Genomic DNA, 21702 nt, shown 5'->3' with positions numbered 1-21702 from the left:
TCCGCTGATCTTATTCTGTTGGGGGCAAAGCGCCAGCCCATTCAAACCTGCTATTTTGGCACAGACTGGCTTAGAATGAATCTTCTTGCGGCCTGAATGTGCCCGGATGTCGTTTTTTCGCCCAAAAGGACCTGATTTTTGATGCTGTTTAACCTGAAAAAGTTCATTGGCGCCATTTTAATGCCGTTACCTGCACTGCTGCTGTTGATGGGACTGGCGCTGTTGCTGCTGTGGTTCACCCGTTGGCAAAAAAGCGGCAGGGTCATTTTGACGTTGAGCTGGCTGTTTTTACTGCTTTTCAGCCTGCAGCCGGTGGCCGACAGGCTGCTACGCCCAATCGAATCGGAGTATGTCACCTATCGCGGCACTGACCCGGTAAAGTATATCGTGGTGCTGGGAGGCGGTTATACCTTTAATCCCGATTGGGCCCCCAGTTCCAACCTGATCGGTAACAGCCTGCCACGCGTCACGGAAGGCGTGCGCCTGTATCTCGCGCATCCCGGGGCAAAAATGGTATTCACCGGAGCCGGGGGGCCCAATACTCTGAGTAACGCGGCGACGGCGGCGAAGGTAGCGGAAAGCCTGGGAGTGCCAGGCAGCGACATGGTGCTGTTGGATCGCCCGATGGATACCGAGCAAGAGGCGTTGCAGGTGTCGAAGCTGGTCGGGCAGCAGCCCTTTATTCTGGTGACCTCGGCTAACCATTTGCCAAGGGCGATGCGCTTCTTTGAAGCCAAGGGGCTGCACCCTATCCCGGCACCGGCCAACCAATTGGCCATCAGCTCACGTTTGAATATCTGGGATCGCGTGGTGCCATCGGCTATGTTCCTTGGCCACAGCGAACGCGCCTGGTATGAAACGCTCGGCAGCCTGTGGCAATGGCTTAAAGGGGCCGATGAGATTTCTGTCGACTAAACAAGCTTAACCGGCAAGCCAGGGCAGCAGCTGTTTGGAAGCATAATCAAACGGTTGCCGATCCAGCTTGCCGGTATGAATCAACCGCCCCACCGCCTCCCACACCACATACAACCAGCGCCGCACCAGGAAAGATTCCGCCACCGGCGCACGTTGCAAATAATAAAACAGCAACTGACTGGGCATTCCTGCCTCACACAGCCTGAAAAGCTCATATTCCCGTGGCGCCCACAGCATCATTCCAGGGTTCAACATCGCCAGTAATTGATCGCTTTTGGGGTCTTTTAACATACTGCGTAGCGACAAGTTGCCGTGCACCAGCACGCAGGGATCGTCGAATCCGACAAAAAAATGGGTCAATGCTTCACGTGTGCGATACAGCAAGCGACGGTCTGCCATCGTCAGCTGCGGCGAATTAAGGTTGCTGACCGTTGACCACAGCACTTCCACCCGCTGTTGATACCAGCAGAACCAGTCGTTTTCCTGAGTGCTGTCGACCGTGCCGACGCAGCCGTGGCTGTCGATACGGTGCCAGGCTAATACGCCGTCGACCACCTGTTCCATCAACGAATTCCAGCGATCCGGTGTGCGCGTCGGCGCTTCTGCGGATACGCCCCGCAAACGTTCTATCAGCAAGATCTCTTTATAGGGTGATTGCTGGGTATAGACCACGCCATACACCGTCGGCAAACGAATATCGCCTTCGCGCGCCAGCATCGACAGCTTATAGGCCTCCTGCTGGGCAATCCCTTGGCAGACAAAGCTTTTCGCCATCAGCGGAATAGCGTACCCCTGTTGGTCGTACAGTGAATACATGTGTGCATAAGGCTGCTCGCTGACGCGTTCCAGTCGGCTGATAGACTCACCCAGCACAATACTCAGTTCAGCGCGTAACTGCTCCATAAGGAAATAGCCTCAAGAGATAGGAAGAGACGCAGCTATCATCGAACGCTAAGCAGATAAATTCTTCAACGCAGATCAACAAAATGGGGATATAAGAAGGGAAATGATAATGCCGCCGGCGCGCCGTGTGGCGCACCGGCGTTCAATGATCAGCTTTTCATGCTGTCACGGACACGCTGCAAGTCTTCCGGCGTATCAACCCCCACGCTCGGCATTGCCTTGGCAACCGCCACGTGGATTTTTTCGCCGTACCACAGCACCCGCAACTGCTCCAGCAGCTCAATTTGTTCCAGTTGGCTTGGTGCCCAGGTGACATAACGGCGTACAAAGCCGGCGCGATAGGCGTAAATGCCGATATGCCGCAACAGGCTGTCGCCGATGCTCTCTTTGGATTGGGCGAAACGTTCACGATCCCACGGAATGGTGGCGCGCGAAAAGTAGAGCGCATAGCCCTGCGCATCCATAACCACCTTAACTGCATTAGGGTTGAAGGCTTCTTCCGCACTGTCGATCGGCACTGCCAAGGTAGCCATACCAGCCTGGCTGCCCGCCAGGTTTTCAGCCACCTGCCGTACTATGACCGGAGGGATAAGAGGTTCGTCACCCTGAACGTTAACGATGATTTCGTCATCATTAAAGCCATAATGCTCGATCACTTCAGCCAAACGTTCGGTGCCCGAATTGTGATCGGCCCGGGTCATGCAAACTTCACCACCGGCCGCTTTCACCGCTTCGGCGACGGCTGGGTGGTCGGTCGCCACAATGACGCGGCTGGCACCGGACTCGCGCGCACGTTCCATGACGTGCACCACCATCGGCTTACCGTGAATATCGGCCAGTGGTTTTCCAGGCAAACGGGTTGAAGCATAACGAGCTGGAATAATAGCGACGAAACTCATGCGTGTTTCTCATCCAATGAAAGCGCCCGCGCCTCATTTTCCAGCAGAACCGGAATGCCATCACGCAGCGGGTAGGCCAGGCCATCCACTTTACACACCAGTTCCTGGTTTTCTTTGTTGAAATAGAGCTTGCCGTTGCAGACCGGACAGGCAACGATTTCGAGTAAACGGTGGTCCATGCTTCCTCCAGGGTGGAGATCTTACGTAAGGAAAGTGGATGAGGATAGCACAACGCTATACGTCAGGTTAATCACCGGCTGCCTTGCTGTTGCGTTTTAATCTGCTGCAGGGATTGAACTGGCAATGGCGCAGGCGTAGAATTTTGTGATTCATATCACAAAAAGATATTTCTCATGATCAAACGTATTCATAAGATCATCGCCATGTTTGCCAACTTCAGCAACTGAGGCCCCCCCTTGTAACGAGCGGCGCTGGAATTCGTTTTACCCACGCCGACAACGCCGTTCGTTATTCCACTTCCCAACCCTCGCGCCATTCGGTCGCCAGCGGTGCCGGAATATCACCCAAAATAACCTGATTTGCACCGTGCCATTTTGCACTACGGGTGATGGCTTGCCGAATGTCCTGCATACGCTGTTTACCAAAGCGAACCTTGGTCTGCGGATGGAAACTGATGATTTCAAATATACCCTGCCGACGATGCATTTTTGCATCAATGCGACCAATCAGTTCTCCACGTTGCAACACGGGAAGGGTGAAATAGCCATACTGCCGTTTTTCTTTTGGCGTGTAACACTCCAACCGGTAATCGAAATCGAACAACTCCAGGGCGCGGCGGCGATCCCAAACCACTGGATCGAAGGGAGAAAGCAGAGTGGTTACGCTTGATTTCAGCTTTCCTTGCTCCGCCAGGTACAGTTCTGCGGCCAGCGAATGGTGTACGTAAAATTCCCCGTCCAATCCGTCGATCAACACCGGCAGCACTTCCCCCTGCTGCTGTAACCCGGCCAGGAGTGCCTTCGGCGCCACTCGCTTCAGTCGGTAGTAATCTGCCAGCCATTCAGCCTTGAATATCCCAAGGAAGCGACAGGTACGCTTCAGCATCTCATGCCGCGCATGATCGGCCGCCAATACGTGCCTGTTATCATCCCAATGGGGCATTAACCTTTCAGTAAGATCATAAACGCGGTGGAAGTTGCGTCGCTCGGCCACCATAAGTTTGCCGGCGGTAAACAGGATCTCGAGATGCCGCTTTTCCGGCTTCCAATCCCACCAACCGCTGTTACCTTTCTTCTCGGCGCTAAAATCCGCCGAACGTACGGGGCCAGTGGCTTCAATATGTTGCAGCAGTGCATCAATTGCGGTGCGATGGTCCTGCATCCACTCTTCGGAATACTTCCAGCCCATACCCTGCGGCTGCAGCATACGATGTCGCAGCAGGCCAAAATCTTCAATGGGTAAAAAGCAGGCTTCATGTGCCCAGTACTCGAACACCTGTCTACCGGCCAGCGCCTGTTCCAGCCATTCGGGCTGATAATCACCCAAGCGGCTGAACAGCACCAAATAGGGGCTGCGCGCGACAACGCTGATGGTATCGATTTGCAGGAGGCCCATACGCTGAATGGCGGCAACCACATCGTCGGGCTTGGCTTTACGTTTTATCGGGGTTAACAACCCCTGTGCGGCAAGGTGGAGCGCACGGGCGGCAGTAAGAGAAATAACGGGGGTGTTCATCCTGATATCCGAAGTGACTGAACAATCGCTTGATAATAGTGGATATCGGGGAATTTATCTTCGCCAGTGCTTGGGGTGGCGGCACCGGCACTGGCGAGGAAGGGGTGGGTCAGAACGCGATAACGTCTGCCGCTGACAGCCCATGAGAGCTGCGATAGATCGAGAACTCAACGTTCTGACCTTCGTTCAATGATTTATTTTTAGTATTGGCGATAGAACGACGGCTTACATAAATTTCGTCGCTACCGTCTACCGGTGAAATAAAACCATAGCCTGCGGCTTGATCAAACCATTTCACACGGCCCATTTGTAACACAGTATTTTTAAACATAACTTATATCCTTTTACTTGAGCATCCATAACAACGTCTTTTTTATTATTGTTGGACGCTACCAGCCCATCCTAAAGTTTTTCGTAACAAACCTCTCGTGAGCAAAAAATAAAAAACCCGCACTATGGCGGGCTTGTTGAACTTAATATCTTCCGCAATGAATCAGCATTAACGCATCATCATGGTTGTATTAAGATCGTTTTACGCTATTCCCTGTTTTCTTACAGAGCAACAACGTTGGCGGCAGCCGGCCCGCGCGGGCTGTCCTGGATGGTATACTCAACACGCTGGCCTTCAGCCAGAGTTTTGAAACCGTCGGTCGCGATTGCAGAGAAATGTACGAATACATCTTTTCCACCGTCGTTCTGTTCAATAAAACCAAAACCTTTGCTTTCGTTGAACCACTTCACCTGACCAGTCTTCTTAGACATTACACATTTACCTTTTAAATATATATACAAAACCTGCCATAAGGCAATTTAGGCCGTTTTTAGAAACATTACTTATGGGAGGTACTTAGAAGGTTCGTCTTTGAAGCGGAATCAGATGATAACGTTTTTGGAGGAACTGCTTAACTCTATACTCGAACATAAATAGGTCTGTATCACAGGCCGACTTGCATTTACTCATAAATCTATTCTTTGCACAAGAGGTTTATTGCCTTATTTTTATCATTACTTCGAATTTGTTTTTATGTCTATGATTGTGCATGAGTTAATTTATCTTTTTTTATGTAAAAATCTTGGCGTTATTGCCTTCTGGACGGCCAATGTTACCGCCCTGTACTGTTCAAATGAGAGCTAACGCATAAAAATCTAATATGCTTGCTCAAGCTATAACAAAACCCAATCGACATGGCTAAACTTGAGGTGAAAACAAGGCAGATGGCCTTTCAGCCAGCACTTATGCCGTCAAAAAAATAATTTTTCAGATTATACTGAATCAAGGAGCTATGCGCATGACCGCCCAGCAGTTCGTCTCACCGAATGAAATCCGCGCCAGATTCTCCCACGCCATGTCAGAGATGTACCAAAAAGAGGTACCTCTGTACGGCGATTTGCTCGAACTGGTAGCGGAAACTAACAGACAGGTCCTGCGCGAAGATGCCGCATTGGCTCATCAATTACAAATTACCGGCGAAATCGAACGGCTGGCCATGGAGCGTCACGGCGCTATCCGGGTGGGAACTGAGCAAGAACTGGCGACCCTGCGACGGCTGTTTAACGTTATGGGCATGTCCCCGGTCGGTTATTACGATCTGGCCGTGGCAGGCGTTCCGGTCCACTCCACCGCATTTCGTGCGGTGCATGAAGACGCGCTGCAAATCAGCCCCTTTCGCGTGTTCACTTCGCTCTTGCGACTCGAGCTGATTGATAATCCGGAACTACGTCAACTGGCGCAACAACTGTTGGCGCGTCGTAGAATATTTACCGAGCGCGCACTGGAGCTGATCGCCTTGCAGGAAGCCCTGGGTGGGTTGGACGAGAACCAGGCCGACGAATTTGTCGAGCAAGCGCTGGAAACCTTCCGTTGGCACAGCCGGGCGACGGTCAGCGCAGCCGAATATCAGCAGTTGCACGACCAACACCGTTTGATTGCTGACGTGGTCGCGTTCAAAGGCCCGCACATTAACCACCTGACGCCGCGCACCCTTAATATCGACCTGGTTCAACAGGCAATGCCTGGCCGAGGCATCACTCCCAAAGCGGTGATTGAAGGGCCACCGCCGCGTCGCCGCCCTATCCTGCTGCGCCAAACCAGCTTTAAAGCGCTAGAGGAAAACGTCGATTTCGTTGAGCATGACGGCAGCGCCGTTCACGGGCACCATACTGCCCGCTTCGGTGAAATAGAACAGCGCGGCGTTGCGTTGACGACGAAAGGCCGCGCACTCTACGATCGTCTGCTGCAGGCTACCAACGATGCACTGCAGGCACCACCCAACGAGAAAAACGCAGATCGCTACAATCAACTGCTGGCGCAAAATTTTCAGGCGTTTCCGGATGATTATGCCACCCTGCGAGAGCAGCAGTTGGCCTGGTTCCGCTATTTCCCGACCGAATGCGGGCTGGCAGCCAAAGACTCATTGGATCAGCACAGCACGCTGGAACAGTTGATTGCCAAGGAATATATCCGCTTCCAGCCATTGGTGTATGAAGATTTCTTGCCGGTCAGTGCCGCGGGTATTTTCCAGTCGAATCTCGGCGATACCAGCAAAGCGCAATACAACGCAACGTCAAGCAAAGCGGCGTTTGAACTGGCTTTAGGAGCCGAGGTGATCGATGAGCTATCGCTGTATCAGCAAACACAGCAACGCTCGATAGATGCCTGCGCGCAAGCCTTGGGGCTGCACGCGCTAGCGGTTTGAATTATTGCTTCAGCAGGGCTTCGATGTTTTGCAGCAGTTGCTCAGCCTGATCGGGGGGAAGTACCGCATCAACCGGTAAATACCACCAGTTAGGCTGGGCAAAGGCACGGCATTTGACCGCATCTTTTTCAGTCATCAGCAGCGTTTGTCCAGGGGTTACCAGCGCCGCCAGCGGGTCATGTTGGTATTCCTGATGATCGGCAAACGCCACTTCTCTTTCAACATCCACACCCAGCTTTTCCAGCGTGGCGAAGAAGCGCGGCGGATGGCCAATGCCGGCCATCGCCACCACATGCGGCAATTCAACCGCGGGCCGGCGTTCGCCAGTGGCAACATTCACCGCTTCGCGCGCCTGCAATCGCATGGCAATTTCACCCGGTTGCGCCACGCCACCGTTGGTAATCAATGCATCAACGCTGTTCAAACGCGAAACGCGTTCGCGCATCGGGCCCGCAGGCAACCACCAACCGTTCCCGAAGCGGCGTACACCATCGATCACGACCAATTCAAAATCGCGCTGTAAGGCGTAATGCTGCAAACCGTCATCGGTAATCACAATATCAAGTCGGTGCTGCTTAAGCAGCGCCTGAACCGCTTCGACACGGTTCGGCGAGATGGCGACTGGCGCGGCGGTACGTTGATATATCAGAACCGGCTCATCCCCGGCCTGCCGGGTAGTAGTACTCGCATTGAGTAACAGCGGATACGCCTCAGCTTTACCGCCATAACCGCGCGAAACGACACCCACCCGGTAACCACGCTGCTGCAACTGCTCCACCAGCCAGATCACCATCGGGGTTTTGCCATTGCCGCCAGCGGTGAGATTTCCCACCACCACTACCGGTACCGGCGCACGCCAGCTTTTACGCAGGCCGCAACGGTAGCTGAGCCGAATCAGTCCGCTGACCAGGCCATACAGCCAGGACAGCGGTAACAACAGCAAATAAACCAGCGAACTGCCTGACCAGATGCGTTCGATCATTATTGACCAAACTGCATACGGTGCAGCTGGGCATAGGCGCCCTGCTTTTCGATCAATACGGTATGCTCGCCACGCTCGACGATACGGCCATCCTCAACCACCAGGATTTCATCGGCTTTCTCAATCGTCGACAGACGGTGCGCAATCACCAGCGAAGTGCGGTTTTTCTGCAATTCATCCAGTGCGGCCTGAATAGCACGCTCTGATTCGGTGTCCAGTGCCGAGGTGGCTTCATCGAGGATCAGAATCGGGCAATCGCGCAGCAAGGCACGGGCGATGGCGATACGCTGGCGCTGACCGCCGGAAAGCATTACGCCATTCTCGCCAATTACCGTATCCAGACCATTTTCCATTTTCTCAATGAAATCCATGGCGTAAGCCATGCGCGCGGCCTTCTCTATCTCTTCGCGGGTATAGCGTTCCTCACGCGCGTAAGCGATGTTGTTGGCGATGGTGTCATTGAACAAATGCACATTTTGCGAAACCAGGGCTACCTGATCGCGCAACGACGCAAGCGTGTATTCGCGCAGATCGTGACCATCCATCAGGATCTCGCCTTCCTGAACGTCATAGAACCGGGTCAGCAAATTGGCGATGGTCGACTTGCCCGATCCTGAACGGCCCACCAACGCCACCGTTTTACCTTCTGAAATGCTCAGATTGATATCACGCAGCGCTGGGGTTTCTTTGCCTGGATAGTAGAAAGTAACATTGCGGAATTCGATGTCGCCTTTCGCACGAGTCACTTCGCGGGTACCGGTGTCTTTTTCCTGCTCCATGTCCAGAATCGAGAACAGGGTCTGGCACGCGGCCATCCCACGCTGGAACTGCGCGTTGACGTTAGTCAGTGACTTCAGCGGACGCATCAGAGCGATCATCGAAGAGAACACCACGGTGATGGTACCGGCAGTCAGGGTTTCCATCACGCTTGGGAAGCTGGCGGCATACAGCACAAAGGCCAGAGCCAGTGAAGCGATCAACTGAATGATAGGGTCAGAGATAGAGGAAGCGGAAACTAACTTCATGCCCTGTTGACGCATGCGGTTGCTGACCGAATTGAAGCGATCGGTTTCAACCTGCTGGCCGCCGAAAATCAGAACTTCCTTGTGGCCTTTCAGCATCTGCTCGGCGCTGGTAGTCACCTGCCCCATGGTGTTCTGCATGTTTTTACTGATATTACGGAAGCGCTTGGAAACGATGCGGATCGCAATAGAGACAATCGGGGCCAGGACGATCAGGATCACCGAAAGCTGCCAGCTGTAATAGAACATCATGGTGAACAGCGCGATGATCGACGCCCCTTCACGCACCACGGTCACCAGTGCACTGGACGAGGATGAAGCGACCTGCTCGGAATCATAAGTGATGCGAGACAGTAATGTACCGGTAGATTGCTGGTCGAAGAAGGACACCGGCATTCTCATCATGTGGCCAAACAGACGACGACGCATGTGCATCACCACCATGCCGGAAACCCATGAAATGCAATAGCTGGAAACAAAGCCCGTCGCCCCGCGCACCACCATCAGGCCAATAACGGCCAATGGCATCCACAGCAGGATAGTGCTTTCCGTTTTCCCAAAACCGTCATCCAATAAAGGTTTAAGCAAAGACAGCATAAAGGCGTCGCTGGCTGCGTTCATTACCAACGCAATGGCGGCCACGATCAGCCCGGTCTTAAAAGGTGTGATCATCGGCCAGAGGCGACGGAAAGTCTGCCAGGTGGAGAGATCTTTATCATTCATCATGCAAATACCAGCATCGGAAGAAATAGCGGCCCATTTTACTCATTATCACCCTCTACGCCAAACCGCTGATGGTACCAACGGGGCATTATTTGTTCACGAAAGCCTTTAATTTGCCAATCGTTGTCGAAAAAAAGTACGGATAACTGACCGGAGCGCGATGTATCGCGCCATATGATGCCATTTTCCCGATATCTGGCGACCACTTTAACCGCAGGTAATCGCCATTTATTGTAACGCGATGCGGAAGCTATTGCCGCTTCCGGCGCTACAGCACGTAAAAATGGCGGAGTGGATGACGTTTTACTGCCATGATGGGGAACCTGTAATATCGTCGCGCGCAACAAATGGCGCTGATGCCGTACCAGCTGTGCTTCCGACCTTTTCTCTGCATCACCGGTCAGCAACAGGCTGTATTTGCCATCATCGATACGGATAACGCAAGAATCGTCATTTCCCGCGGTCTTTACTGCTTTCGGTGGCCACAGCACCTGGAATTGCAGCGATTGCCATTGCCAACTTTCCCCCGCGACACAGGGTAAGTGGCCAGCGCCAAGCCGCGGACTTCTCACCGTCGCCAGCGGGAATGCCTGCTGCAATTCCTCAAGACCACCGATATGGTCCAAATGATCGTGGCTAATGACGATTTGATCCACCGGCAGCCCACGCCAGTTAAGAAAGGGGACGATATTGCGCGTGGCCGCGCTGCCCGTCCCCCAACGGGGTCCAGTATCGTACAATATCGCCCGGCCATTCTTTTCAACCACCATGGCCAAGCCATGACCAATATCGAGCATATCTACGCGCCAGCGATATGACGGGGCTTTCTCCCGCCACAGCAAGCAGCACACTGCCAGCGTTACCAGCACCGAGACATAGCGCAGCCACCAATGAAAGCGCCAGAAAATCACCATCAACCAGCCCATAATGCTGAAAACCAGCGATGCTGCGCCAAGGTCAAGCCACCCGTTTTTCAGGTAGTGTAATGGGGTGAAAACCCACGCCAGCGTGAGGTCTGCTGCCCACCACAACCCGGTACTCAACGGAGGGAAAATCCCCAGTACCACGGCGAGAAGGATCAGCGGAACCGTCACCAGGGAAACCAAGGGTACGGCCCAAAGATTGGCCGGTATTGAGGTCATACTGAGGCCAAGAAACAAGCCTGCTTGCATCGGCACCAGCAACAATGTGATACCAAACTGAATATGCAGCCAACGCAGCGGTGCCCAATACCATCCCACGCGAAAACGGGGACTGAGGGGGACCCATTCAAACCAAAATATCAGGCACAACACCGCCGTCGCCGAGAGCCAAAAGCTGTCGGACAACACCGCCAGCGGATCGCAAATCAGTATCAAGCCGATACACCACAACCAAACTTGCCAAGAAGAACAATGAATACCCCGTATGCGCAACAGCATCCAGAGCGTCAACGCCAGGCCGGTTCTTACCGCCGGCGGGTGCGCGCCAGCCAACCAGATATAACCTAGCGCCCCGAGCCAACTGGCAATCAGAGGGAAACGGTAGCCGATTCGGTGGGCAGGTAACCAAAACTGGATTACCCGCAGCAAAGACCAAATCAAAATGGCCACCATCGCCACATGCAGCCCTGAAATGGCCATCAGGTGAGCAATACCGGTTTTTAACATTAGCGAACGCAGTGAAGGCTCTAGTGCCCCGCGTTCACCAAATGCCAAAGCCAGTAAAACGGCCTGATAACGAACCGTACCAATATTGTTTTCGGCATGGCGGATAATACGCTGTCGCCAGCTACAGGCGGGATCCAAAAGTGTGGCGCTCTTTACCTGCGCCGTTAATGGTTGACGCTGCGAGATAGCCCAACGTTGGCTGTCGAAGCCCCCTTCATTTAAATTGCCATGCATCGGTCGCAGGCGCAGTTGCATCTGCCAACGCTGTCCGGCGCACAAAGGTTGCTCTTTGGGTTGCCACAGTGTGGAAAACGCAATGGATGGCACCAACCACCTGCCATTAATCTGTTCTATATGCATTACCGTCTGCTTGCGTGCTGTAGCCGCAAGCGCAATGCCGCTAACCTTGACCACGGCATGCACTACAGGCCCCTGGCTCAGGCGGTTGATTTGATCGACCAGGTTTCCGGCAGTGAATACCGCCCACAGAAAGCCCAACGCCCCCCATGCCATAAATCGGCATAGGGAGCTCCTGCACCACAGGTAACAACAGATGGGCAAAATGACGCATAGCATTATTCGTGCGTCAGGCAGATGCGGCATGAAAAGCAGGGGCAGAGTGCCGCAGATAATCGCGATGATCGCCAAATCCAGCGAGGTCTTGATAGGGTTTCTCCCGGTTTGGGGCAGCTATTCAAGCCGCCAACATCACGGGATTGTTCACATCAAGACCAGGTTCCACCAGCCATAATCTAAAGACGTGCGCGAGGCGCCGCACAATAACGATGACCGTTACCTTCAGGGGCAACATGTTGCGACGTGGTAAGCAGAAAAGTGCAGAATCAACCGGTCAATCTCAGCGTTCAGGCCAAAAAAAAACGGCGCCCTGGGGCGCCGTTTTATATTTCAGTACAAGCAACAACTCTATGGAAGTCAGTGACTAACCATAGATATTGGCGCGGTCACGCAGCTCTTTGCCTGGCTTGAAGTGAGGAACGTACTTGCCGTCCAACTCAACTTTATCACCAGTTTTCGGGTTGCGACCCACACGCGGAGCACGGTAGTGAAGAGAAAAACTGCCGAATCCGCGGATCTCAATGCGTTCACCATCGGCTAACGTAGCAGCCATATGTTCTAGCATCTCTTTCACTGCATCCTCAACGGCTTTCGCCGGTACATGAGATTGCTGGCCAGCAAGTCTTTCAATAAGTTCAGACTTGGTCATAGTTCCTCCAAGCTTTGCAGCTAAACTACCGTATCGGGGCGATTAAAAAACCGCCCCCCGTCATTACTCGCCTTTAGCCGCTTTGAAAGCTTCAGCCATAGCGTTAGAGAAGTTGCTCTCTTCCTGTTTGTTGTTAACAGTAGCGATTGCGTCTTTCTCGTCAGCTTCGTCCTTAGCACGTACGGACAGGCTTACTACGCGGTTCTTACGGTCAACGCCGGTGAATTTAGCTTCAACGTCGTCACCCACATTCAGAACCAGAGTTGCATCTTCAATGCGGTCGCGAGAGGCTTCAGATGCACGCAGGTAACCTTCTACGCCGCCTGCTAATTCAACTGTAGCACCTTTGGCGTCAACTGCAGTGACTTTACCAGTAACAATAGTACCTTTCTTGTTCATAGACAGGTAGTTATTGAACGGGTCTTCAGCCAGTTGCTTCACGCCCAGGGAGATACGCTCGCGCTCTGCATCAACTTGCAGAACAACCGCTGCGATTTCGTCGCCTTTCTTGTATTCACGAACTGCTTCTTCACCTGCAACGTTCCAGGAGATGTCAGACAGGTGAACCAGGCCGTCGATGCCGCCGTCCAGGCCGATGAAGATACCGAAGTCAGTGATAGACTTGATTTTACCTTCAACGCGGTCGCCCTTGTTGTGGGTTTCTGCAAACTGCTGCCATGGGTTGTTTTTGCACTGCTTCAGACCCAGGGAGATACGACGACGCTCTTCATCGATGTCCAGAACCATAACTTCCACTACATCGCCCACGTTAACAACTTTGGACGGATGGATGTTTTTGTTGGTCCAATCCATTTCAGAAACGTGTACCAGGCCTTCAACGCCTTCTTCGATTTCTACGAAGCAGCCGTAATCAGTCAGGTTGGTTACACGACCAGTCAGCTTGGTGCCTTCTGGGTAACGTTTCGCGATAGCGACCCATGGATCTTCGCCCAGTTGCTTCAGGCCCAGTGAAACACGAGTACGCTCGCGGTCGAACTTCAGCACTTTAACAGTGATTTCGTCGCCAACGTTGACGATTTCGCTCGGATGCTTAACGCGTTTCCAAGCCATATCAGTGATGTGCAGCAGGCCGTCTACGCCGCCCAGATCAACGAATGCACCGTAGTCAGTGAGGTTCTTAACGATACCTTTAACTTCCATGCCTTCCTGCAGGTTTTCCAGCAGTTGATCACGTTCTGCGCTGTTCTCTGATTCGATAACCGCACGGCGAGAAACTACAACGTTGTTGCGTTTCTGGTCCAGCTTGATGACTTTGAACTCAAGCTCTTTGCCTTCCAGGTGCAGAGTGTCACGTACCGGACGCACGTCAACCAGGGAACCTGGCAGGAACGCACGAATACCGTTCAGCTCTACAGTGAAGCCACCCTTAACTTTGCCGTTGATAACACCGACGACAGTTTCAGCTTCTTCGTAAGCTTTTTCCAGCGTGATCCAAGCTTCGTGACGCTTAGCTTTCTCACGGGACAGCAGAGTTTCACCGAAGCCATCTTCAACAGCGTCCAGCGCAACATCAACTTCGTCGCCTACCTGGATTTCCAGCTCGCCCTGTGCGTTTTTGAATTGCTCAGCCGGGATGGCAGACTCAGATTTCAGACCGGCGTCAACCAGTACTACGTCTTTGTCGATAGCAACTACAACGCCACGAACGATGGAACCCGGACGGGTTTCGATTGTTTTCAGGGATTCTTCAAAGAGTTGAGCGAAAGATTCAGTCATGTTTAATCTTCAGGGTTCTATAGTTTAACGTCCATTTAGCATCCCGCCGAATGGGGTTGTTTCACATACCCCGCCATTGGCTCCATGCCGACAGGGTTTAGGTTACAGGGGTAAAATTTTACCCGATATAGTTCGATACTGCCATGACAAATATGACAAAAAGCCAATAACGCCGCCGCGCTTACTGCTGCGGCAACGCTAAAACTTCATGTGCATATGTCAGCGCACGCTGGATGACTTCGTCGATCGACATGCTGGTTGAATCCAGCACGAGGGCGTCGGAGGCCGGCACCAGTGGCGCGATAGGCCGATTACGGTCACGGTCATCCCGTTCCTTTATCTCGGCTAAAAGACGTTCAAAGTTAACATTAAAGCCCTTTTCCTGCAACTGTAGCATGCGGCGGTGCGCACGCTCTTCAGAACTGGCATCCAGGAAAATTTTTACCGGCGCATCGGGGAATACCACGGTGCCCATGTCGCGCCCATCGGCAATCAGGCCCGGGGCCTCGCGGAATGCACGCTGGCGCCGCAACAAGGCTTCACGCACGCGCGGAAAAGCCGCTGCCTGCGAAGCGGTATTGCCGACGGTTTCAGTGCGGATCTCATTGCTGACATCCTCACCTTCCAAAATCACCTGCAGTTTGCCACCTTCGGCAACAAAGCGAACATCGAGATGTGCGGCCAGGGGAACCAGCGCCTCCTCAGAAGTGATATCAACCTGATGATGCAGTGCCGCCAGTGCCAGTACGCGATAGATCGCACCGGAATCCAGCAAACGCCAACCAAGGGATTCGGCCAGCGCCTTACACAAAGTACCTTTGCCTGCGCCACTTGGTCCATCAACGGTTATCACCGGAGCTGTAGCCGTCATTTCTCTCTCCTTCAGGTAGAAAACCTCACAGGGACATAACCTGCCGTCAGCACAATGCGAAAGCATAATTAAAAGCGTCCCTGCCGCCTGCCCAGTCGGGGCAGTCACGGTGGCGTATTATACGCTGCCAAACGACTAACTGTTACCCTGGAACTGTCTGGTTGTTGAAAATAAGCGTACGTCCGCGCAAAAGTATAGTGGACGCCCGCAGCCTGCGGGCGTTAAAAACGATAAAGGCCCAATTAAGGGCCTTAAAAAAAAGCATCTGACTGTGGAATTATGCCAATTGACTGATGCGCGCCAGCTGTTCGAAGTAATCCGGGAAGGTTTTCGCGGTACATTTCGGATCGAGAATGGTCACTGGGGTGTCCGATAACGCCACCAGCGAGAAGCACATCGCCATACGGTGGTCATTATAGGTGCCGATATCGGCAAATTTCAGCTTGGCCGGTGGCACTACGTGAATGTAGTCTTCCCCTTCATCCACCTCAGCCCCCACTTTACGCAGCTCCGTCGCCATCGCCGCCAGGCGATCGGTCTCTTTAACCCGCCAGTTGTAGATGTTGCGGATGGTGGTCGGGCCTTCGGCAAACAGGGCTGCGGTTGCGATGGTCATTGCCGCATCAGGAATATGGTTCATGTCCATGTCGATACCGCGCAGTTCACCGCGGCTGCATTCAATATAGTCATCGCCCCAGGTAATACGTGCACCCATTTTTTCCAGCACGTCGGCAAACTTGGTGTCGCCCTGAACGCTTTTTCTACCAATGCCGGTAACGCGGACAGTACCGCCTTTAATCGCCGCCGCCGCCAGGAAATAAGACGCGGAAGAGGCATCCCCTTCCACCAGATAATCACCCGGTGAGCGATAGGTTTGGCTACCGCTAATGTGGAACACGCGATAGTTGTCGTGGCTGACTTCAACGCCGAAAGTGCGCATCAGATGCAGGGTGATATCAATGTACGGCTTGGAAACCAGCTCGCCCTTGATATGGATATGGGTGTCCTGTTTGGCCAGCGGTGCCGTCATCAGCAATGCGGTAAGAAACTGACTGGATACGCTGCCGTCCACGGTCACATCACCGCCCTGGAAGCCACCGCGCAGGCGCAATGGCGGGTAATCGGTCTGCTCCAGATAATCAATCTGCGCGCCCCCCTGACGCAGGGCATCCACCAGATGACCGATTGGGCGCTCTTTCATCCGTGGTTCGCCGGTCAACACCACATCATTGCTGCCCAGGCACAGCGCAGCCGCCAAAGGGCGCATCGCGGTGCCGGCATTGCCGAGGAACAGCTCAAGCGGTTGATTAGCCACCAGCGGGCCGGCAACACCTTCGACTGTACAGGTGGTACGATCGTCTGACAGTTGGTAACTCACCCCTAATGCCTGTAGCGCATTCAGCATATGGCGCACGTCATCGCTGTCCAGCAGATTGGTCAGCGTCGTCGTCCCCTCCGCCAGCGCAGCCAGCAGCAGAGCACGGTTGGACACGCTCTTGGAGCCAGGTAAGTTGACGGTGCCATTGACCAAGGCAACCGGTTGTAACGTCAGGGAATCCACCATGTGAACAAAAATCTCCAAAATCTGATAAACGAAACGGCCCCGGGATAATGCCGGAGCCGCTTTAACGCAAAAGGACAACAGCGAAGGCTACCTGCTCACGGCAGGCGCCGGACTTAACCGTGACGACGTTCGAAGTCGACCATAAAGTCGGTTAAGGTCTTCACCCCGGCCAACGGCATTGCATTGTAAATAGAAGCACGCATGCCGCCAACCACCCGGTGACCTTTTAACGCCTGCAGGCCAATGGCTTCTGCTTCGCTGAGGAAGACTTTATCCAGCGCAGAATCCGCCAGTTGGAACGGCACGTTCATCCAGGAGCGGTTGGCATGCGCCACCCGGCTACGGTAGAAGTCAGAGCTGTCGATGGTCGCGTACAGCAATTCGGCCTTGGCCTGGTTGCGTTTGTGCATCTCTACCAGGCCGCCCTGCTCTTTCAGCCATTTGAACACCAGGCCGGACAGGTACCAGGCAAAGGTCGGCGGTGTGTTGAACATGGAATCGTTTTCGGCCAGCACGGTGTAATCGAGGATGGACGGGACTTCGCGACGCGCTTTGCCCAGCAGATCTTCACGCACGATCACCAGGGTCAGGCCGGCCGGCCCAATGTTTTTCTGCGCCCCGGCGTAAATTACGCCGAAACGGCTGACGTCCAGCGGACCCGACAGAATGGTGGAGGAGTAATCGCCAATCACCACTTTATCGCCAAAGTCAGGTAACTCATCGATCGCTACACCGTCGATGGTTTCATTCGGGCAATAGTGCACATAGGCCGCGTCATCGCTTAACTGCCACTCTTTCATCGGTTTGATGCCGAGCAGGCCGTCGACGTTGGTTTTCACGTCAATGGTGTTTGGCGAGCAGTATTTTTGCGCTTCGGTGATGGCGCTGTGCGCCCAATAACCGCCGTCGATATAGTCCGCGGTGGTTTTGTCACCCAGCAGGTTCAACGGCAACGCAGCAAACTGTGCGCGAGCGCCACCGTGGCAGAACAGCACTTTATAATTGGAGGGGATCTTCAGCAGATCGCGCAGATCCTGCTCGGACTGCTGGGCAACTTCGATGAACTCTTTACTGCGATGGCTAATTTCCATCACCGAGGTACCGAGGCCGTGCCAGTTGCACAGCTCCTGTTCTGCACGACGCAACACTTCAACCGGCAGCATTGCCGGGCCAGAGCTAAAATTATAAACCTGAGTCATTTCCCCTCACCACATTCACTATTCGCCAATGATACTGGCCTACCGAAATACGCCCGAAGTAACCCATCGGTTTTATCACTCACGCCCCCCGCCTGCAATGGTTATTCGCCCGATGCCGGGAAAGCCTTGAACGTGACGATAACAGGCTCTGCCAAATCACCGGTATTTTCTGCAATAAAACGCTGTGAAGGTGGCCAATTCAGTGGGTTAACGCGGTTTTTTATGCTGTATTCAGCCAACATGGCTAGGGGGCTCCAGGGCCCCCGAATGAGGAAAATGCACTCAGTATTGATTGAACATCTGCTGGATCTGTTTGGCGTCCTTGGTCTGCGTCAACGCCAGTTGAAGCAGGATCCGCGCCTTCTGCGGGTTCAGCGTACCGGAGGCGACAAAGCCGAACTTCGCGTCATCCACTTCAGCGTCTTCGGTGGTGGAGCCAGTGGGCACTCTGGAAGAACGCACCACGGCGACACCGTTATGTGCGGCCGTCGCCAGCGTATCGAACACCGTTTTATAAAGGTTGCCGTTACCGACCCCGGCACTGACGATGCCTTGATACCCTTCGGCGATCAAAGCCTTCGCAGGGGCATCGGAAGCATTGGCGTAATTGTAGATAATGCCCACCTTCGGCAACGCTGTCAGGTTAGACACGTCAAACGGGGTCTCGGTGGTGTGCTTGCGCTGCGGCGCACGCTGGTAATCAACCTTGCCGTTGTGGATGTAACCAAGCGGGCCGAAGTTAGGCGACTGGAAAGTCTGCACCGACGTAGTATTGGTTTTTGTCACATCGCGTGCATCCAACACGCTGTCGTTCATCGCCACCAACACCCCGCGTTTCGCCGATTGCGGATCTGCCGCCGTCACCACTGCGTTATACAGATTGAACGGACCATCAGCGCTCATCGCCGTTGCCGGGCGCATTGCCCCGACGATCACCACCGGTTTGTCACATTTGACCGTGAGATCCAGAAAATAGGCGGTCTCTTCCAGCGTATCTGTGCCGTGGGTAACGACAAAGCCGTCAGTTTTGGCGCAGTCGGCGTTGATTTTCTTCGCCAGCTTCAGCCACACCTCATCGTTCATGTCCTGCGACCCGATGTTCACCACCTGCTCGCCCTGCACGTTGGCGAGGTTTTTTAGCTCAGGCACAGCACTCACTAAAGCGTCAACGCCCAGTTTCCCCGCCGTATAGTTGGATTTCGTCGCCGATTCGCCACCGCCGGCAATGGTGCCGCCGGTCGCCAACAAGGTAATGGTAGGCAAAGCCAACGCCGAACCGCTCGCCCCCGCCAACAGTAGCGCCACGGCGCTGAGTTTCACTGATTTCATTGAGTTTCTCCATGATAGATAACCCGCTGAATTATGGCCCTTATCCCTAAAAAAACTGTGACTTTGCCACCGCTTTAGGAATACATGGAGCTTGAGCGTAAAACCCCGTATCATTGCGCGTTTTTAGTACGCTCAAAAAGTGAAGACAATGACGCAAACTTTTATCCCTGGCAAAGACGCCGCGCTGGAAGACTCTATCGCCCGTTTCCAACAGAAATTAAGCGACCTGGGTTTTAATATCGAAGAGGCCTCCTGGCTGAATCCGGTACCTCATGTATGGTCGGTTCATATCCGCGATCGCGATTGCCCGCTGTGCTTCACCAACGGCAAAGGCGCCAGCAAAAAAGCTGCTCTGGCCTCCGCTTTGGGCGAATACTTCGAACGCCTTTCCACCAACTACTTCTTTGCCGACTTCTATCTGGGGAAACAGATTGCCGAAGGTGACTTCGTGCATTACCCGAACGAGAAGTGGTTCCCGATCCCAGCCGATGACTCGTTGCCGGCCGGTATTCTCGATGAGCGTCTGCATGCTTTCTACAATCCGGATCAGGAAGTCAACGCAAGCGATCTGATCGATCTGCAGTCCGGTAATGGCGATCGCGGCATTTGCGCCCTACCGTTCTCTCGCCAGTCAGACCAGCAGACCGTTTACATTCCGATGAACATCATCGGTAACCTGTACGTGTCCAACGGCATGTCCGCGGGTAATACCGCCAACGAAGCGCGCGTACAAGGCCTGTCCGAAGTGTTTGAGCGTTATGTGAAAAATCGCATCATCGCCGAATCCATCAGCCTGCCAGAGATCCCGGCCGAGGTACTGAACCGCTATCCTGGCGTGGTAGAAGCTATCGCCAAGCTTGAAGAAGAAGGCTTCCCGATCCTGTCTTACGACGCGTCGCTGGGCGGTAATTATCCGGTGATCTGCGTGGTGCTGTTTAACCCGGCTAACGGCACCTGTTTTGCCTCGTTCGGTGCCCATCCTGATTTCGGCGTGGCGCTTGAGCGTACCGTCACTGAGCTGCTGCAGGGCCGTAGCCTGAAAGATCTGGACGTGTTCACCGCACCGACCTTCGACGACGAAGAAGTGGCGGAGCACACTAACCTGGAAACCCACTTTATCGACTCCAGCGGTTTGATCTCCTGGGATATGTTCAAGCAGGACGCGGATTACCCGTTTGTCGACTGGAGCTTCAGCGGCAGCACGCAGGAAGAATTCGCGACGTTGATGAGCATCTTCGACAAAGAAGGCGCTGAAGTGTATATCGCCGACTATGAACATTTGGATGTCTACGCCTGTCGCATCATCGTGCCGGGCATGTCCGACATCTACCCGGCGGAAGACCTGCTGCTGGCCAACAACAGCATGGGGGCGCACCTGCGCGATACGTTGCTGGCGCTGCCGGGCAGCGAGTGGGAGCCGCAAGAGTATCTGGCGCTGTTAGAGCGCCTGGACGACGAAGGCCTGGACGACTTCACCCGCGTGCGCGAGCTGCTGGGGATTGCTTCCGGCAAAGACAACGCCTGGTCTACCCTGCGTATCGGCGAGTTGAAGTCAATGCTGGCGCTGGCCGGCGGCGATCTGGATCAGGCGCTGATCTGGGCCGAATGGACGCAGGACTTCAACTCTTCCGTGTTGAGCCCGGCGCGCAGCAACTACTACCGTTGTTTGCAAACCCTGCTGCTGCTGACGCAGGAGCCTGAACGCGATCCGGCACAATACTATTCCGCCTTCGTGAAAATGTACGGCCAGGAAACAGTGGATGCCGCCTCTGCGGCCATCAGCGGTGAAGAACGCTTTAACGGCCTGTTCGCTGTCGATAGCGATCTGAAAGCCTTACCGGCACATCAGGCGCTGCTAGCGGCCTATGAAAAACTGCAGACCGCCAAGCGTCGCCATTGGGCGCAGGCATAATCTCAGTATCTGTGCGCCGGCGGCCTTCTGCCGGCGCAACACCAAGATAGAAAAAATAACTAAGAATTATTTGACGGTTAAATAGCCGTTTTTTTTGTTTTATTTTTTTGCCTAATTACGCACTTAACGGTAAACAAGATAAATAAAACAGCAGTTGTTACGGACCGGTAAAATAATAATTAACCGATAATTAAACCTTGCCGCTCTGAAAGTGACAAAATGCGCTAAAATTTAACCTATTCAAGGTTGGCGCGGTCGCAAATTCAAAATTATTTGCAAACATTAAAAAAATGTTTTTCTTTAAAAATCAATAAATTAACCAAATAAACCTTGCGATTTATCTGGTTTTTGGCCGTTTTAGTTTCCCGCCTTATGATCCAA

The 21702-nt window shown here is 53.6% G+C and carries 18 protein-coding genes; 3 read left to right on the top strand and 15 right to left on the bottom strand.

Going from position 1 to position 21702, the window contains the following annotated elements; genetic code table 11:
- Positions 1-141 precede the first annotated feature (141 nt).
- On the top strand, positions 142-915 hold the full coding sequence (gene elyC / locus AC1RKG_RS06110; RefSeq protein ID WP_493182572.1) for an envelope biogenesis factor ElyC: 774 nt from the start codon (positions 142-144) through the stop codon (positions 913-915).
- Positions 916-921: 6 nt separating this feature from the next.
- Here the strand turns inward: elyC and AC1RKG_RS06105 are convergent, their stop codons facing one another.
- The 6 genes from AC1RKG_RS06105 to cspE all read right to left on the bottom strand — a co-directional run bounded on the left by AC1RKG_RS06105 (position 922) and on the right by cspE (position 5174).
- Entirely contained in the window at positions 922-1818 is an 897-nt protein-coding gene (locus AC1RKG_RS06105; RefSeq protein ID WP_262255213.1) for a YcbJ family phosphotransferase, read from the bottom strand.
- 149 nt (positions 1819-1967) lie between these two features.
- Complete coding sequence (kdsB, locus tag AC1RKG_RS06100; protein ID WP_142815551.1) at positions 1968-2717, bottom strand: 3-deoxy-manno-octulosonate cytidylyltransferase; 750 nt, start codon at positions 2715-2717, stop codon at positions 1968-1970.
- The gene (locus AC1RKG_RS06095) at positions 2714-2896 is read right to left on the bottom strand and encodes a Trm112 family protein (RefSeq protein WP_006320791.1); all 183 of its coding nucleotides are present in this window, start codon (positions 2894-2896) and stop codon (positions 2714-2716) included. Before AC1RKG_RS06095 ends, kdsB begins: the two co-directional genes overlap by 4 nt.
- 289 nt (positions 2897-3185) lie before the next feature.
- A complete protein-coding gene (locus AC1RKG_RS06090; protein ID WP_493182365.1) occupies positions 3186-4412 on the bottom strand; it encodes a winged helix-turn-helix domain-containing protein in 1227 nt (408 codons plus the stop codon).
- Between the two features lie 109 nt (positions 4413-4521).
- The gene (locus AC1RKG_RS06085) at positions 4522-4743 is read right to left on the bottom strand and encodes a cold-shock protein (protein WP_006320799.1); all 222 of its coding nucleotides are present in this window, start codon (positions 4741-4743) and stop codon (positions 4522-4524) included.
- Between the two features lie 221 nt (positions 4744-4964).
- Positions 4965-5174 carry a transcription antiterminator/RNA stability regulator CspE gene (gene cspE / locus AC1RKG_RS06080; RefSeq protein ID WP_020826136.1) on the bottom strand — a complete coding sequence of 70 codons (210 nt, stop codon included), beginning with the start codon at positions 5172-5174 and terminating at the stop codon, positions 4965-4967.
- 527 nt (positions 5175-5701) lie between these two features.
- Between cspE and hglS the strand changes: the two genes are divergently transcribed.
- Entirely contained in the window at positions 5702-7108 is a 1407-nt protein-coding gene (gene hglS, locus AC1RKG_RS06075; RefSeq protein WP_493182364.1) for a 2-oxoadipate dioxygenase/decarboxylase HglS, read from the top strand.
- A gap of 1 nt (position 7109) precedes the next feature.
- On the opposite strand, the gene lpxK is transcribed toward hglS, so the two are convergent.
- From lpxK to ansB, 9 genes are all read right to left on the bottom strand, one after another.
- A complete protein-coding gene (gene lpxK / locus AC1RKG_RS06070; RefSeq protein ID WP_493182363.1) occupies positions 7110-8090 on the bottom strand; it encodes a tetraacyldisaccharide 4'-kinase in 981 nt (326 codons plus the stop codon).
- A complete protein-coding gene (msbA, locus tag AC1RKG_RS06065) occupies positions 8090-9838 on the bottom strand; it encodes a lipid A ABC transporter ATP-binding protein/permease MsbA (protein WP_122078243.1) in 1749 nt (582 codons plus the stop codon). Before msbA ends, lpxK begins: the two co-directional genes overlap by 1 nt.
- A gap of 35 nt (positions 9839-9873) precedes the next feature.
- A complete protein-coding gene (locus tag AC1RKG_RS06060; protein WP_493182571.1) occupies positions 9874-12174 on the bottom strand; it encodes a ComEC family protein in 2301 nt (766 codons plus the stop codon).
- A 250-nt stretch (positions 12175-12424) separates the two neighbouring features.
- Positions 12425-12709 carry an integration host factor subunit beta gene (ihfB, locus tag AC1RKG_RS06055; protein ID WP_004942652.1) on the bottom strand — a complete coding sequence of 95 codons (285 nt, stop codon included), beginning with the start codon at positions 12707-12709 and terminating at the stop codon, positions 12425-12427.
- 63 nt (positions 12710-12772) lie between these two features.
- Positions 12773-14446, bottom strand: coding sequence for a 30S ribosomal protein S1 (rpsA, locus tag AC1RKG_RS06050; protein WP_020826130.1), 1674 nt, complete (start codon positions 14444-14446; stop codon positions 12773-12775).
- Between the two features lie 181 nt (positions 14447-14627).
- Positions 14628-15317, bottom strand: a complete 690-nt coding sequence (gene cmk / locus AC1RKG_RS06045; protein ID WP_020826129.1) for a (d)CMP kinase — start codon at positions 15315-15317, stop codon at positions 14628-14630.
- A gap of 277 nt (positions 15318-15594) precedes the next feature.
- Positions 15595-16881, bottom strand: a complete 1287-nt coding sequence (gene aroA / locus AC1RKG_RS06040) for a 3-phosphoshikimate 1-carboxyvinyltransferase (RefSeq protein WP_142815555.1) — start codon at positions 16879-16881, stop codon at positions 15595-15597.
- A 113-nt stretch (positions 16882-16994) separates the two neighbouring features.
- A complete protein-coding gene (gene serC, locus AC1RKG_RS06035) occupies positions 16995-18080 on the bottom strand; it encodes a 3-phosphoserine/phosphohydroxythreonine transaminase (protein ID WP_020826127.1) in 1086 nt (361 codons plus the stop codon).
- 282 nt (positions 18081-18362) lie between these two features.
- On the bottom strand, positions 18363-19409 hold the full coding sequence (gene ansB / locus AC1RKG_RS06030) for an L-asparaginase 2 (protein WP_020826125.1): 1047 nt from the start codon (positions 19407-19409) through the stop codon (positions 18363-18365).
- A gap of 148 nt (positions 19410-19557) precedes the next feature.
- Here ansB and ycaO point away from each other — a divergent pair, with 148 nt between their 5' ends.
- Positions 19558-21321 (top strand): 30S ribosomal protein S12 methylthiotransferase accessory factor YcaO, encoded by a 1764-nt coding sequence (ycaO, locus tag AC1RKG_RS06025; RefSeq protein WP_128864115.1) that lies wholly within the window; start codon positions 19558-19560, stop codon positions 21319-21321.
- Positions 21322-21702: the final 381 nt, after the last annotated feature.

The organism is Serratia sp. GW822-FHT06D09, from assembly GCF_058799515.1.
This window is presented reverse-complemented; position numbering and strand designations above follow the sequence as displayed.